General features: G+C 41.8%; 11 protein-coding genes, 19 tRNA genes, 1 rRNA gene and 1 pseudogene. 4 read left to right on the top strand and 28 right to left on the bottom strand.

Annotated features, from left to right (window positions below; genetic code table 11):
* A complete protein-coding gene (locus ED605_RS03215; protein ID WP_121977457.1) occupies positions 1 to 1,314 on the bottom strand; it encodes a sensor histidine kinase in 1,314 nt (437 codons plus the stop codon).
* Complete coding sequence (locus ED605_RS03210; RefSeq protein ID WP_121977456.1) at positions 1,311 to 2,003, bottom strand: response regulator transcription factor; 693 nt, start codon at positions 2,001 to 2,003, stop codon at positions 1,311 to 1,313. Before ED605_RS03210 ends, ED605_RS03215 begins: the two co-directional genes overlap by 4 nt.
* Before the next feature lie 233 nt (positions 2,004 to 2,236).
* On the opposite strand from ED605_RS03210, the gene ED605_RS03205 reads away from it, so the two are divergent.
* From ED605_RS03205 to ED605_RS03195, 3 genes are read left to right on the top strand one after another with little or no spacing between them, the layout of a single operon-like run.
* Complete coding sequence (locus tag ED605_RS03205) at positions 2,237 to 2,578, top strand: GtrA family protein (RefSeq protein WP_370824335.1); 342 nt, start codon at positions 2,237 to 2,239, stop codon at positions 2,576 to 2,578.
* A complete protein-coding gene (locus tag ED605_RS03200; RefSeq protein WP_121977454.1) occupies positions 2,565 to 4,874 on the top strand; it encodes a glycosyltransferase family 39 protein in 2,310 nt (769 codons plus the stop codon). The genes ED605_RS03205 and ED605_RS03200 overlap by 14 nt, the downstream gene beginning before the upstream one ends.
* A gap of 21 nt (positions 4,875 to 4,895) precedes the next feature.
* On the top strand, positions 4,896 to 5,912 hold the full coding sequence (locus ED605_RS03195; RefSeq protein ID WP_121977453.1) for a glycosyltransferase family 2 protein: 1,017 nt from the start codon (positions 4,896 to 4,898) through the stop codon (positions 5,910 to 5,912).
* Between the two features lie 98 nt (positions 5,913 to 6,010).
* On the opposite strand, the gene ED605_RS03190 is transcribed toward ED605_RS03195, so the two are convergent.
* The 3 genes from ED605_RS03190 to ED605_RS03180 all read right to left on the bottom strand — a co-directional run bounded on the left by ED605_RS03190 (position 6,011) and on the right by ED605_RS03180 (position 8,054).
* A complete protein-coding gene (locus tag ED605_RS03190; RefSeq protein WP_121977452.1) occupies positions 6,011 to 6,679 on the bottom strand; it encodes an adaptor protein MecA in 669 nt (222 codons plus the stop codon).
* Positions 6,680 to 6,795: 116 nt separating this feature from the next.
* Positions 6,796 to 7,194 (bottom strand): transcriptional regulator Spx, encoded by a 399-nt coding sequence (gene spx / locus ED605_RS03185; RefSeq protein ID WP_121977451.1) that lies wholly within the window; start codon positions 7,192 to 7,194, stop codon positions 6,796 to 6,798.
* 119 nt (positions 7,195 to 7,313) lie between these two features.
* Entirely contained in the window at positions 7,314 to 8,054 is a 741-nt protein-coding gene (locus ED605_RS03180) for an MBL fold metallo-hydrolase (RefSeq protein WP_121977450.1), read from the bottom strand.
* Positions 8,055 to 8,140: 86 nt separating this feature from the next.
* Here ED605_RS03180 and ED605_RS03175 point away from each other — a divergent pair, with 86 nt between their 5' ends.
* Positions 8,141 to 8,671, top strand: a complete 531-nt coding sequence (locus tag ED605_RS03175) for a monooxygenase (protein ID WP_121977845.1) — start codon at positions 8,141 to 8,143, stop codon at positions 8,669 to 8,671.
* Between the two features lie 161 nt (positions 8,672 to 8,832).
* Here ED605_RS03175 and ED605_RS03170 read toward each other — a convergent pair whose 3' ends face one another.
* The 23 genes and pseudogenes from ED605_RS03170 to hbs form a co-directional block, all read right to left on the bottom strand.
* Positions 8,833 to 10,866 (bottom strand): copper-translocating P-type ATPase, encoded by a 2,034-nt coding sequence (locus ED605_RS03170; RefSeq protein ID WP_370824486.1) that lies wholly within the window; start codon positions 10,864 to 10,866, stop codon positions 8,833 to 8,835.
* A 299-nt stretch (positions 10,867 to 11,165) separates the two neighbouring features.
* Positions 11,166 to 11,240: transfer RNA gene (locus ED605_RS03165), tRNA-Asp, on the bottom strand.
* 4 nt (positions 11,241 to 11,244) lie between these two features.
* Positions 11,245 to 11,318: transfer RNA gene (locus ED605_RS03160), tRNA-Met, on the bottom strand.
* A 22-nt stretch (positions 11,319 to 11,340) separates the two neighbouring features.
* Positions 11,341 to 11,412, bottom strand: a tRNA-Glu gene (locus tag ED605_RS03155).
* Between the two features lie 6 nt (positions 11,413 to 11,418).
* Positions 11,419 to 11,506, bottom strand: a tRNA-Ser gene (locus ED605_RS03150).
* Positions 11,507 to 11,510: 4 nt separating this feature from the next.
* Positions 11,511 to 11,584: transfer RNA gene (locus ED605_RS03145), tRNA-Ile, on the bottom strand.
* 17 nt (positions 11,585 to 11,601) lie between these two features.
* Positions 11,602 to 11,672: transfer RNA gene (locus tag ED605_RS03140), tRNA-Gly, on the bottom strand.
* 20 nt (positions 11,673 to 11,692) lie between these two features.
* Positions 11,693 to 11,765, bottom strand: a tRNA-Phe gene (locus tag ED605_RS03135).
* 5 nt (positions 11,766 to 11,770) lie between these two features.
* Positions 11,771 to 11,845 (bottom strand) — tRNA-Asp (locus ED605_RS03130).
* 4 nt (positions 11,846 to 11,849) lie between these two features.
* A tRNA-Met gene (locus ED605_RS03125) sits at positions 11,850 to 11,923 on the bottom strand.
* Positions 11,924 to 11,932: 9 nt separating this feature from the next.
* A tRNA-Ser gene (locus tag ED605_RS03120) sits at positions 11,933 to 12,020 on the bottom strand.
* A gap of 36 nt (positions 12,021 to 12,056) precedes the next feature.
* Positions 12,057 to 12,130 (bottom strand) — tRNA-Ile (locus ED605_RS03115).
* Positions 12,131 to 12,151: 21 nt separating this feature from the next.
* Positions 12,152 to 12,225: transfer RNA gene (locus tag ED605_RS03110), tRNA-Met, on the bottom strand.
* 30 nt (positions 12,226 to 12,255) lie between these two features.
* A tRNA-Pro gene (locus ED605_RS03105) sits at positions 12,256 to 12,329 on the bottom strand.
* A 9-nt stretch (positions 12,330 to 12,338) separates the two neighbouring features.
* Positions 12,339 to 12,412 (bottom strand) — tRNA-Arg (locus ED605_RS03100).
* Positions 12,413 to 12,418: 6 nt separating this feature from the next.
* Positions 12,419 to 12,504, bottom strand: a tRNA-Leu gene (locus ED605_RS03095).
* 6 nt (positions 12,505 to 12,510) lie between these two features.
* A tRNA-Gly gene (locus ED605_RS03090) sits at positions 12,511 to 12,582 on the bottom strand.
* Between the two features lie 4 nt (positions 12,583 to 12,586).
* A tRNA-Thr gene (locus ED605_RS03085) sits at positions 12,587 to 12,659 on the bottom strand.
* 38 nt (positions 12,660 to 12,697) lie between these two features.
* Positions 12,698 to 12,770: transfer RNA gene (locus ED605_RS03080), tRNA-Lys, on the bottom strand.
* 4 nt (positions 12,771 to 12,774) lie between these two features.
* Positions 12,775 to 12,847, bottom strand: a tRNA-Val gene (locus ED605_RS03075).
* Positions 12,848 to 12,853: 6 nt separating this feature from the next.
* Positions 12,854 to 12,970, bottom strand: a 5S ribosomal RNA gene (rrf, locus tag ED605_RS03070).
* 68 nt (positions 12,971 to 13,038) lie between these two features.
* Positions 13,039 to 13,242: pseudogene (locus tag ED605_RS03065) on the bottom strand (IS607 family transposase); the annotation flags it as partial.
* 131 nt (positions 13,243 to 13,373) lie between these two features.
* Entirely contained in the window at positions 13,374 to 13,649 is a 276-nt protein-coding gene (gene hbs / locus ED605_RS03060) for a non-specific DNA-binding protein Hbs (RefSeq protein ID WP_121977448.1), read from the bottom strand.
* Positions 13,650 to 13,898 lie beyond the last annotated feature (249 nt).

The following is a 13,898-nucleotide window of genomic DNA, read 5'->3' as shown; positions in this document are numbered from 1 at the left end:
TTACTTTAACGGAATGATGACGGTAAAAATGGTGCCCTTAGGGTGATTGTCCCTTACCGTAATGGTTCCGCGATGTTCATCAACGATCCATTTAGCAATCGCTAATCCCAAACCATTACCACCTGTTTTAGCATTTCGCGATTTATCTGAGCGATAAAATCTTTCAAAAACGTGTTTCTTATCTTCGGCCGAAATCCCAGCTCCGGTGTCTTGAACAGTCATTTTTAACCGATTTTCACGAAGCTTTTCAACCGTGAAAGTAACAGCCCCACCCGCCGGCGTGTATTTAATTGCATTATCTAATAAAATAATAATTAATTGTCGAATCAAATCAGCGTCCAATTGGCCCTCTCCAGAAAGATGAATGACCGGAAGCAACGTTTTGGTTTGACTACGGGCAATTTCAACATAGGGTTTAATTACCTGTTCAAACCATTTTTGTAAGGCGATGTTTTGACGATTAATTTGAATAATGTCAGCATCTGATCGGGCCAGCATTAATAACTTGTTAGTTAAGTTTTGCAAATGCCTGACTTCATCCAACGTGGTTGAAATTGGTTCTGCTTGATCAATGATTTTTGATTTGGGTTTAGTGAGCAAATACTCCATCTGATTTTGGATGACCGTTAACGGGGTTCTTAATTCATGTGCCGCATTCGCACTAAATTGTTTTTGACGATTCCAAGATTCCAAAATTGGTTTCATACTGGACCGCGACAGAAAATAGGCCACCGCGATAGCTAAAAACCAGAAAACAATCAATGTCGTCAGTAGTGACCGCCGAAATCCCCGAATTGCCAGCAAATCTGAATCAATATTTTCCAAGATTAATGCGTATCGACCAGCGTACATCGGATTAGAATTGGATTTTGGCACTTTGATCAAAAGCGTTCGAAAATAGTGCCAGGACTTATCAGATGACATAAATGTCATTTCCCGAATCTTATTAACTTGTGAGACATCCAAACGGGTATTGACAAAGACACTATACAACCGGTTACCCAGCATCTGATTATTAACGATTTTCCCATGCCGATTGAAAACCACAACATTAGTTCTAAAGGGCGTATTGCTGGCCGGTGGGGTGTGCCCATTGGCCGGATTCATCTGGCCGGGATGAAAGGTTGGTTGACGACGATTGGTTAAAATGCCTATTTTTTGCCAATTTAACCCTCGATCAATATTTTGATAAATTGACTGTTGAAAGAAAAAATTAACGACTAACCCTAAAATAGCAAATAAAAGTGCAAAGCCTATTAATTCCCTGGCAAACAGGGATAATTGTTGCTTTCTTTGCGGATCCCCTTTGATCAATCAAGCTCCTCCGTTTCAAACATATAACCAACATTCCTCAATGTTTTAATCGGCTTCAAATCAGTCGCCGTCTTAATTTTCTTTCGTAAATTACTCATATAAACTTCAACTACTGAAATGGCGGTTTCAGATTCAAATCCCCAAAGTCGATCAAAAATTTGTTCTTTAGTAATAATTGTATCCGGGTTTTGCAAGAAGTACACAAGTAAATCAAATTCTTTCCCATTTAGCGCCAGTTGATTATCCTTCACAACGACCGTTCGTTTACTTAAATCAACCGTAAATGGGCCCACGATCATCTGATTATCGTTTCCCAAATGACCACTTCGTTTTAAAAGTGCCTTAACCCGCATTAATAATTCTTCACGGTGAAACGGCTTCGTTAAGTAGTCATCAGCGCCCAATTCGAAGCCGTGGACTTTGTCATCCAACGTGTCCTTTGCTGTTAAAATCAGGACCGGCATGGAGAGATGTGATTCCGTCCGCCAATGCTTTAAGATGTCATACCCGTTTATTTGCGGCAGCATCAAGTCCAACACTACTAAATCATAAATTCCTTCCTCTCCCAGCATCTGGCCCTCAAAGCCATCGTGTGAAACCGTTGTTTGCGCAATTTCTTTCAAAAAAAGTTGTAGACTTTGAGCAAGTGATTCGTCGTCTTCAATGATTAAGATATGCAATTCTTTCATCCGTCTTTTCTCCTTTTCTGTCAAAGATAACCTTCCCAATAAACTATCTGTTTTCCGGTGATTCGTCAACTGTTCGACCTGAAATTAAACACAATTGAAAAATTTAAGCTTGTTTTATGGTTGTCCCGCTAAAATAATTTTTATTCAAAGAGAAGGAGGCACCCATCATTAACGGATTCAAGCAATTATTAAAATTCGGCATCATTGGTTTTTTAAATACACTGCTGACCTACGTGATTTATCTACTACTACTTTCACCAACCAACGCGACCATTGCAATGGCGATCGGTTATGGCATCACGTCATTGCTAAGTCTGACACTAAACAACCATTGGGTTTTTAAAACCCACGCCCAATTTAAAGCCGTTGTTTTCAAGTACTATACGACTTATTTGTCAACTTGGCTGCTTAGCACAGCAATTGCCGACGTCCTCAGTCGATTTACAGAGGTTAACCAACAGCTGATCCCTATCTTCAGCTTATTAGTGACCGTTCCCACTAATTTCTTATTATCCAAATTTTGGGTATTCAAAAATTCAACCTCAAAGGAGGCCTCGCACTTTGGAAATCAATAATGTTTCAGCTGGAAATATCCAAAATCGGGCTAATAAAAGATTAAAATTCGACTGGCTATTGGGATTGGTGTTGCTACTGGCACTTTTCCTATATGGCTGGCAAACCTGGAAAGCTGGTTCGGCAAACGCTTTTTATACAGCCGCTATCAAAAGCATGATGCAAAGTTTCAGTAACTTTTGGTATGGCAGCTTTGATCCAGCAGGTTATATTACTGTGGATAAACCACCGGTTGCCCTTTGGTTTATGGCAATCAGTGCCAAAGTCTTTGGTCTCCATGGCTGGAGTATCGTTCTACCTTCCGTTCTGTTTGGCGTTGGGTCGGTTTACTTAATGCATCAACTGGTTGCGCCTTACTTTGGGAAAAATGCCGGCAGGTTAGCCGCTTTAGCTATGACAATTACACCAATCGTAGTAGCTGATTCTCGAACCAATAACATGGATGCAACACTGATCTTTTTCTTACTGCTGGCACTTTGGTTTCTTGAAAAAGCAATTCAGCAACGCAAACTTTGGCCACTCATTGTAAGCTTTTCATTGATTGGCATTGCCTTTAATGTCAAAATGCTTCAAGCATTTATGATTTTACCGGCCATGTACCTGTTTTATTGGCTCGCGGCCAACGAAAAATGGCAGAAAAAAGTTAAAAAACTGATTTTCGCCACCATCGGTCTAATTGTCTTCACACTTGCCTATCCCCTTTCCGTTGACTTAACCCCCGCAAGTCAACGTCCATACGTCGGCGGCTCCGAAACTAATTCAGAATTGGAATTGGCTTTCGGTTATAACGGGACTGAACGGTTACTTGGGCAAACAACTGGCACCGGTGGTACCTTTGGCGGTGGTATGAACGCCAAAAGCCAAGGAAAAAATAAGGGAATGCCTGGTGGCGGCAAAATGCCAACCAAGTTTAAAAAGGCGGGTAAAGCAGCGCCAACCGGCAAAGGCGCCAAGCAAATGCCTGGTAACAACCAAGGCAAAAAAGGCCGTCAAGGGCCCGGCGGTGCAGGCGGTGGCGGTGGTGCCTTTGATATTGGCACAATTGGCCCATTTAGACTTTTCCAATCCTCACTTGGGCCTCAAATTAGTTGGCTATTACCATTCGCCATTTTCGATTTGATTGGCGGTCTTATCTACTATCGAGATCGAAAAAAACGCTGGTTTCACTTATCTCATGAGCAAAAACAATTAGCTCTCTGGACTGCTTGGTTAGTACCAGTCTATGGTTTCTTTTCGGTTGCCAGCTTTTTTCACCCATACTATACGATTATGTTGGCACCACCAATTGCTGCCCTGTTTGGGATCGGCATGGTTGCACTGGGACAACTCTTTAAAACCAATTTCCGAACTAATTGGAAATTTTATCTGTTTCCACTCGCCATTCTATCAACGGCTGCCTTGCAAGCCTGGTACGTTCATTCATACTATCCATGGCTGACTTGGATAATCGCAATTGTTGCAGTCATCATGTCACTGCTGCTGATCCTTTTTCCAAAACAACCGGCAAGCAGTATTACCTTAACGGTTGCAACGCTGGGAATTTTGGCAGCGCCTGCCTGGTGGTCACTGACACCGACTTTATCGGCTGAATCGGCCATGATCCCAACTGCTGGCCCCTCTCTGCTAACAACCAACACATCAGGTCCCGGCGGTGGCGGTATGGGAATGGGTAATTCAAAGGTTAACACCAAATTATTGACTTACCTGGAAAAACATCAAGGAAAAGCTAAATATTTGTTTGCTACCAGTGATTCAACCTCGGCTGCCCCATACATTATCAAAACTGGCAAAGCGGTCATGGCGATGGGTGGCTTTAACGGAACCGATCCCGCAATTACCCTTTCAAAATTCAAAGAATTGGTTAAAAACGGTGACTTGAAGTATTTCTACTACTCAGGTCGTTCTGGTAACACTAAGATCATTAACTGGATCAAGAAACATGCCACAAAGGTTAAAAGTAGTTTGTATCAGGCTTCTGGTTCACAGCAAGTTAACAGTTTCGGCAAAGCTAACCCTGGTCAAACAACCAAAAAAGCGAAATCTACTGCTCAGAAACCTGCGGCTGGCCAAAGAAAGCCTCAAGGCATGACGAAGAGACTCTCTAAACCTAAAGGAACATCTAGGAAGATGAACCGTCCGAATGGCAATTTAAAAGTGTCAAAGACCAAGAAAACGCCGTCAACGTCAACCACGACTAAACCTAAGAAATCCCAATCAACGATGCCAGGCGGCATGGGGATGGGTGGTGGCATGGGATCATCAGGTGTCCTGTATGATTTGTCATCGATTTATAAATAAACCAACGAGGAGGTCCCTAATATGGAAAAAAGCACAGATGATTTAGTTTCAATTGTTTTGCCTGTTTTTAATGAAGAACAGGGTATTCAGCGAACAATTGATACCTTAGAAGCTTTCATTGACAATCAACCGCAGCAATTTGAGTTGATCTTTGTTGATGACGGCTCACGTGATAAGAGCGTTCAATTGATCTCAGAAGCCCGGCAATTTCACAACAACATTAAGATTGTTCAATTTTCCAGGAACTTTGGTCATCAACTTGCCATTACTGCCGGTATTCGTTATACCAGTGGTGACGCGGTCGTGGTCATGGATGCTGATTTACAAGATCCGCCTGCCGTAATTGTTGAAATGATCAAAAAATGGCAGGCTGGTGCTGACGTTGTCTATGGTAAACGGGTTTCCAGAGACGGTGAAAGCCTTTTTAAGAAAGTCACAGCAGCTGTCTTTTACCGAACGCTAAAAAGAATTACCAACGTCGATATTCCACTTGATACCGGTGACTTTCGGTTAATGGATCGTCAGGTTGTCAATGAACTGGCTAAAATGAATGAAACTGATCCTTACGTCAGGGGAATGGTCAGTTGGGTTGGGTTTAACCAAACGTCAGTTGAATATGAACGTCAGGAAAGAATTGCCGGCGTTTCAAAGTATCCCTTTTCAAAAATGCTGCGTTTAGCAATGGACGGCGTCACCTCTTTCTCGTCATTTCCCTTGCAACTAGCTAACTGGCTGGGAAGTTTCTCAATCATTTTCAGTTTTGGTTATTTGTTCATAACTTTAATGACCGGATTCAATACCCTTCAATTTGCTGTCTTTTCGCTTTTCCTTTTAATGGGGCTTGGATTATTATCTCTTGGATTGGTAGGCGCCTATTTATTCCGCGTATTTGAGGCTTCAAGGAAACGCCCGCTCTATATCGTCGCCAGAACCAAGGGCTTTCAATCGGCTTCCAAACACTCCTCAACTTTTAAAGTTGATGCCCGCCCAAAAATGTATTCACATCATCCGAGTAAAAGACAAGTTCTCGAACAATAAGAAATAATCAATTTTCCTAAAATAAAAGCCAATGTTTGTAAAATGGGTAACCCACTTACAAACATTGGCTTTTTAGTTGCAAAATACGTTGCCAACCTCTATTTAAAATAATAACGACTTAATTCAAGCGCACTATTTTCCATAATTTGTTGACCATATTCATTTAAAACATCCTCAGTAACGGTAGTCTTTTTGCCATATTCATTGGCAATTGCGACTTCATCGCTGACAATCATGTCAACAGGATCATTACTGAACAACTGAAGCTTCAGAAAATATTTACCTTCATAAAGGTACAGATCTGAAGTCCCATTTTCCAATCGTAATGCCTTGGAAAGTTCAATAAAATCGTTTAAATCATCAAATTCAAGAATCACGGTTCTCTTTTGATGGCCGAATTCATCATTGGTCCGTTGATCATTCTGAGGTTTGTTGTTCACGCCGTGTTCGTTGATATATTTTGAAACTCGGTCGCGCTTCTCGTGCCCATTGCCGGAACCAAGCAGCGGTTCATCTTCGTCAGACATGTCAACATCCTTACTAATAAAGAGCTCAAGACCATTCTGATTTGGAAGAACTTGGAAAGTGACGGCATCATTATTTTGAAATTGATGATCTTTGTCGACTTCCTCAAGAATGCTATAAAAGAAACTTTCAATTTGTTTATGATTCCCGAGTAGGTCTAAAACGGTAATTCCGCGCTTATCAAGGTCATCATTTCCGATCAAAACTCGAATTGTATTCTCGTTGATCCGTTCCATTTCCATAGTTAGCCACCCCTTTCAATCTCTGAGGGTAATTATTATATCATTGTAACACAATTATTGTCCAAGTAAATGATACGGCTAAAAATGGTAACTGACAAGTAAATCATTCTTTTTCACTATTGGGCATTTTGGATCATTCGTTCAAGATCGCTTTTACGAGTTGCACGTGGCAGAAAACGCCGAATTTCGTCATCATTAAACCCAATTTGAAGTCGCTTTTCGTCAATCAAGATCGGGCGTCGAATCATTTCTGGATGAGCTACCAGCAAATCAAGCAGCTCACTGATCGTCAATGAATTAATTTTATCCTTAAACTGATCATAAACGTATGACCGGATTGAAATCAACCCATCCGTGCCGGTTTCAGATAACATTAAGATTTGCTTGAGCTCATTTTTCGTCAGTGGATTGGCAAAAATATTTCTTTCCTTAAAATCCACTTGATTATCAATTAACCACTTTTTTGCTTTTCTACAGGAAGTACAACTTGGGGTTGTCAAAAAATTTACTGTCATGATAACTCATCTCCTTAATAATCTTTTCTATGTCTAGATTATAAAGGATAAAGTTATAAAAATCATAAGTTTCACAAAATAATCTAACAAAGACTAAACTTTCATCACAAATCCACCAGTTATATCTCAATCTTTAAATGTCTGCTAGCCAGTTGAACCGGCAGTTCATCACCGGCAGCTTGTTTAGCTTCCTGTTTTAACTGGTTAAGATCACCAACTGCCGGTAAATGGGTCAGCAACAATGATTTAACATTAGCATCTTTAGCTAGTTGACCAGACTCAGTAGAAGTCATATGCCATTTCTTGCCTTTTTTGTCAGCAAAAAAATTGGTATCAGTCATTAATAAATCAGCATTTTGCGCAAAACCGGTAAGTTTTGAAAAGTAAGCTGTATCAGCAGTGAAAACAACCACTTTCCCTGTCTTACTCTCAGTGATTCGCAGTCCAAATGTTGGCACTGGATGCTGCATTTTTAAAAAGCTGATTTTAAAGGGACCAATGGACAAAACTTTATCAGGATGATAAGCAATTTTTTGAGTCGATTGTGGCCAATCCAACCCATTAAAATTGACGGAATCCTGTGAGTGCCCATAAATCGGAAGAACCCGCTGATCATATCGCTCATCATGAAGTTGCCAGTAATACTGCAAGACCCCAACATCAGCTGTATGGTCATGATGATAGTGCGTTAAGATAACCGCATCGAGTTTCAACGGATCAAACACTTCTTCAAGACTTAAAAGTGCACCACTTCCACAATCAATTAAAAGATGGAAGCCATCTGATTCCAATAAATAACTACTTGTGGCGTTCCCGTTTGAAGGATAACCGCCTAAAAATCCCAGGACTGTTAATTTCAAAAGTATCCCTCCTACGTCATTGATTTCAGTATAGGTTAGGCTTGATCAAAAGTAAATGTTTGGCTAAGCATCTCAAAAAAAGTATAATAAACTTGAAACAGGAGGTGGGGATTGTGAAAAAGCAAATCGCAATTACCTTTGGTGATAACAGAATTATGAATCAGCTCAAGGACCAACATCCGGATCGAGATCTTGTGATTTATAAAGCTTTAAATCAAACCGGTAAGTTAATGATGCTGGATTATTCGGGTGAAAAGTCTGTTTTTCAAGCGCCAGTCCTTTACGATATCTTAGGCCATGGCGGTCAAGATAACTGGCACAGTTTTATTAATTTTTCAACGTTAGATTTAAACTTTGATCAGCAAAAGGTTTTTGACGCTCGGATTAATCGGTTAATTAGTAACGGATTACCAGCGGGCATGCACTCCATTTATTCATTGAATTATCATAAGGATATTAGCCAGCGGGTTATTTTAGGCACGTGGGAGTCATATCGAGATTTTGAATTATGGAAAAACGGCACTCACGAATTTATTCCTAAGGAGTATCGAAGCTCGCCAAGCTTTTATTCACATGAATCTTATTACACACCAGTCGAAAAAGATGAAATTCATTAAATCTTTAACCCAATCAAATAAAAAAGTGACCAACGTCAAAAAAGTGGCCACAAATTTAAAAATCCCGTGTAATGAACATTTTTAAATGCTGATTACATGGGATTTTTATTTTAAATTAGTCCGAAAGAATTAAACGACGGGTTTAAGGATAGCTTCTTTATTTAGCCAACATGGAGTGTGAGCGCATTAATGGACACAACCACCGTGCTTAAAGACATTAAGATGGCTCCCACCATTGGGCTGAGTAAAAGACCAGCAAATGCTAAGATGCCGGCAGCCAATGGGATTGCCACGATATTGTAACCAGCTCCCCACCAGAGGTTTTGTTTCATCTTTTCGGCAGTTTTTCTTGCTAATTTGAAAAGATCAACGACATCCTGGGGGTCACTTCGAACCAAAACAATATCAGCCGAATCAATCGCCACATCTGTCCCGGCTCCAATTGCTACCCCAACATCCGCAGCACTTAGACTAGGGGCATCGTTAACACCATCGCCAATAAACATTGTTGCGCCTTTCTTTTGATAGTCGGAAACTAATTTTTGCTTGTCTTCAGGTAATAGTTTCGCCCGGTAATCCTCGATTCCCAAATTTTGGGCAACACTTTTAGCGATAGCGGCATTGTCTCCAGTCAACATAATCGGTTGAATTTGATGTTGCTTAAGATAATCGATCATTGGCTTGGAACCAGCTTTAAGTTCATCGCCTTCACCAATTGCACCAATCACTTGTTGATCTTTAATTAAGAAACTGATTGAATTGTTTTTATCCAAAAGCAATTGATTAACCGTTGCTTGGTCATAATTGACATGGTGTTTTTCAAAGTAATTACTGGAAACCAACTGATAGTTTTGGTGATTAATTGTACCAGTGAGACCAAATCCAGGAATTTGTTGAACATCATCAGCAGCTTGAACATTAAATTTTCTTTCAGCAACTGCGTCTAACACGCCCTTTGCCAAAGGATGACTGGATGTTTTTTCAAGAGCCCCGGCGATTTTTAAAATATCATCTTCAGAAAAATTATCATTAAATGTTCGATAAAAGTTAAGCTTAAAGTTGCCCTCTGTTAGCGTTCCAGTCTTATCCATTAACACATACTTAATTTTGTTGGTCTGCTCCAAAGCAGATGTCTCACGAATCAATAAGCCGTTTTGAGCAGCTAACGCAGTTGACCGGGAAATGACTAACGGAATTGCGAGTCCAAGTGCGTGTGGGCAGGCAATAATTAAAACTGTTACGGCAATTGGCAATGCAATCGTCGCACCACTAATCACCATCCAAGCAATAAAAGCAACCAAAGCTACTGAAAGCGCCGCATAGAATAAATAGCCGGCAACTTTATCAGCAATTGTTTGGGCGTGTGATTTATTATTTGAAGCATTTTGTACTAGTTGCATTACTTTATTCAAAAAACTGTCACTTTGTGCTTTGTCAACTCGAAACTCAAAGGTGCCATCGTTATTAATTGCACCGCCAATCACGTCATCACCCTGAGACTTTGAAATTAATTTGGATTCACCCGTTACTAACGATTCGTTAACGGTTGTCGTTCCCTTAACAATCGAACCATCTGCTGGAATTTTTTCACCAGCTTGAACTTGAACCAGATCACCAACTTGTAAATCAGCCACATTGACATTAACAATTTGCCCATTTTTAATCACCTTTGCGGTTGATGGCAAAAGTTTGGCTAATGCATCAACTGCCGACCCGGCGCTATCGATCGATTTCATTTCGATAATATGACCTAGTAACATAATATCAATTAACGTCGCTAATTCCCAAAAGAACTCATCAACTCTTGGTGTCACGTGAAAGAAATTATTGGCAACGATGGAATACACACTATAAAAATAAGCCACTGTAATTCCTAATGTGATTAACGACATCATTCCAGGTTTTTTCATTTGTAATTCCATTTTAGCGCCGGAAAAGAACGGTTGGCCACCGTAGAAGTATAGAATTGATCCAATAATGGCCAATAATAATGGTGACCATGAAAAATGAATTGAGAAGCCCCCCATTCCTGCCATAGGTGAGAGCAAGACAACTGGAATGGTCAAAATTAACGATATCCAAAAACGACGATTAAGATTGCCCATATCCATATTCATCTGATGGTTACCCATATCGTGATCCATGGTCATTCCCGCCATGTCATGGGTCATGTGATGGCCTTCTTGGCCGCTCATTGACATATGAGCCATACTATCCGAATGGTGAGCCGACATTGACATCTTTTGTGATTGGCTAGATGTTACCTGATCTGTCGACTTCATTTTCATTTGATTGTCATCATGATTCATAAGGCCAGACCTCCTTTATATTTAGCATATCCTTCATCTACAATTGTAGACGAAGGATATAGAAAGTCAATTATAAGGATGCGGCGGTCTACTTACGACTTAACGGTTTTGAAAGCCTAAAAAAGAGTCAGTAGCATTTAACGGCTACTGACTCTTGACTCTTTAATGACATTCGATTAAATTGACGGTTCGTACGAGACTCGAACTCGTGACCTCCTGCGTGACAGGCAGGCGTCCTAAACCAACTAGACCAACGAACCAAAATTGCGGGAGCTGGATTTGAACCAACGACCTTCGGGTTATGAGCCCGACGAGCTACCAGACTGCTCCATCCCGCGATAATAAAATAAACTGTTTGAATGACCCGTACGGGATTTGAACCCATGTTACCGCCGTGAAAGGGCGGTGTCTTAACCACTTGACCAACGGGTCATTTAACGGAGAAGGAGAGATTCGAACTCTCGCGCCGCTTACGCGACCTACACCCTTAGCAGGGGCGCCTCTTCAGCCACTTGAGTACTTCTCCAATATGGGCCTAAATGGACTCGAACCATCGACCTCACGCTTATCAGGCGTGCGCTCTAACCAGCTGAGCTATAGGCCCATTATAACACATGAAAAAGCGGGTGACGAGAATCGAACTCGCGACAACAGCTTGGAAGGCTGTGGTTTTACCACTAAACTACACCCGCATATTCAATTAATTAGTTAGTGGCGCGGGACAGAATCGAACTGCCGACACATGGAGCTTCAATCCATTGCTCTACCGACTGAGCTACCGAGCCAAAAGCGGTTCGTACGAGACTCGAACTCGTGACCTCCTGCGTGACAGGCAGGCGTCCTAAACCAACTAGACCAACGAACCAAAATTGCGGGAGCTGGATTTGAACCAACGACCTTCGGGTTATGAGCCCGACGAGCTACCAGACTGCTCCATCCCGCGATAATTAAAAGGAGGATGAGAGATTCGAACTCTCGCGTGGTTTGACCCACCTAGCGGTTTTCAAGACCGCCCCCTTCAGCCACTTGGGTAATCCTCCATAGATAACAATAAAAAATAATAATACTGAGTCCAATGGACCTTGTAGGACTCGAACCTACGACCGGACGGTTATGAGCCGTCTGCTCTAACCAACTGAGCTAAAGGTCCAAGAAGGTCCAAGACCCTAAATCGCGGCAGGGGGGATCGAACCCTCGACCTCCCGGGTATGAACCGGACGCTCTAGCCAGCTGAGCTACACCGCGATGATAATGATGTTGATAATAATCTATCAATCGGGAAGACAGGATTCGAACCTGCGACCCCCTGGTCCCAAACCAGGTGCTCTACCAAGCTGAGCTACTTCCCGTTAAAACAATGCACCCAGTAGGAGTCGAACCTACAACCTTCTGATTCGTAGTCAGACACTCTATCCAGTTGCGCTATGGGTGCAAAATATGCCGAGGACCGGGATCGAACCGGTACGGTCATCACTGACCGCAGGATTTTAAGTCCTGTGCGTCTGCCAATTCCGCCACCCCGGCATAATAAGCGGAAGACGGGATTCGAACCCGCGACCCCCACCATGGCAAGGTGATGTTCTACCACTGAACTACTTCCGCAAAATGCCGACTAGAAGATTCGAACTTCCGACCCCCTGTTTACAAGACAGGTGCTCTGCCAGCTGAGCTAAGTCGGCATACAATATATTATGCGCTTAATAATATTCAATTGTAATGAGCCGTGGCAGTCTCGAACTGCCGACCCTCTGATTAAAAGTCAGATGCTCTACCAACTGAGCTAACGGCTCAATATGGAGGATACAGGGATCGAACCTGTGACCTCCTGCTTGTAAGGCAGATGCTCTCCCAGCTGAGCTAATCCTCCATAATCGCGTGGCAACGTCCTACCCTGGCAGGGGGCGATCCCCCAACTACTCTCGGCGTTCAGAAGCTTAACTGCTGTGTTCGGCATGGGAACAGGTGTCTCCTTCTGGCTATCGCCACCACACTATTTTCCTGAAAGAACTTCGTTCTCTCAAAACTAGCTAATATTAATTTCCTGCTTGAAAACACATCTTTCTGCGCTGCGGTTGATACTCGGGCATAAATAACATTTTTCCGATTAGCTTTGGGCTGACCAATGGCTTTTAAATAATCAGCCTCAGTGTAATAACGCCGGTTCGTCACCGTTCTTTTGGCCGGTAATTTGCCTTGGCGATCCCATTTTTGAAGGGTTTTAACCGAGACGCCTAACCGTTCAGCCATTTCTTTTGGTTTCATGTATATTCACCTCATATACATTATACCATGTTAATACATATTAATGTATATTTTAATTAGTGGTTTTCACGCTCCATAAGCAACGAAAAAGCCAGTCCGACATTTGTCGTTCTGGCTTAACTGATGAAATACTATTTAACAGCATCCTTAAGCGCCTTACCAGGTTTAAATGCTGGTACCTTGCTTGCTGGAATTTGAATTTCTTGACCTGTTTGTGGGTTACGACCCTTGCGAGCTGCCCGTTGACGAACTTCGAAGTTACCGAAGCCAATCAATTGAACTTTTTCGCCTTTTGCCAAGCTAGCTTGGATTGAATCAAATACTGCATCCACAGCTGCCGTAGCATCTTTCTTAGTCAAGCCAGTTTCTGCAGCGACGTTGGTTACTAATTCTGCTTTGTTTGCCATGAGTGTATTCACCTCCCTCAAAGATAGGTATGTAAAACATCACAAACTTGATTCGTTGGAATCAGAATTGCTAAAACGACGCGGTTTGAGCATCATTTCTTTTTCAAATATAGCAGAAGAATGCCGTCATTGCAATGTTTTTATCCAATTTCCTGCCGAATTCACCGACTTTTAATAAATTTAGGTTATTTTAAGCAGGAATCAAATCGTCATATTTTACATAAACCTAAGTGATTTGCGAACTTTGAC

This window comes from Lentilactobacillus raoultii (assembly GCF_900411375.1).
Lineage (GTDB): Bacteria > Bacillota > Bacilli > Lactobacillales > Lactobacillaceae > Lentilactobacillus > Lentilactobacillus raoultii.
Note: the sequence above shows the minus strand (reverse complement) of the source record. Positions and strands in the feature narration are given on the sequence as shown.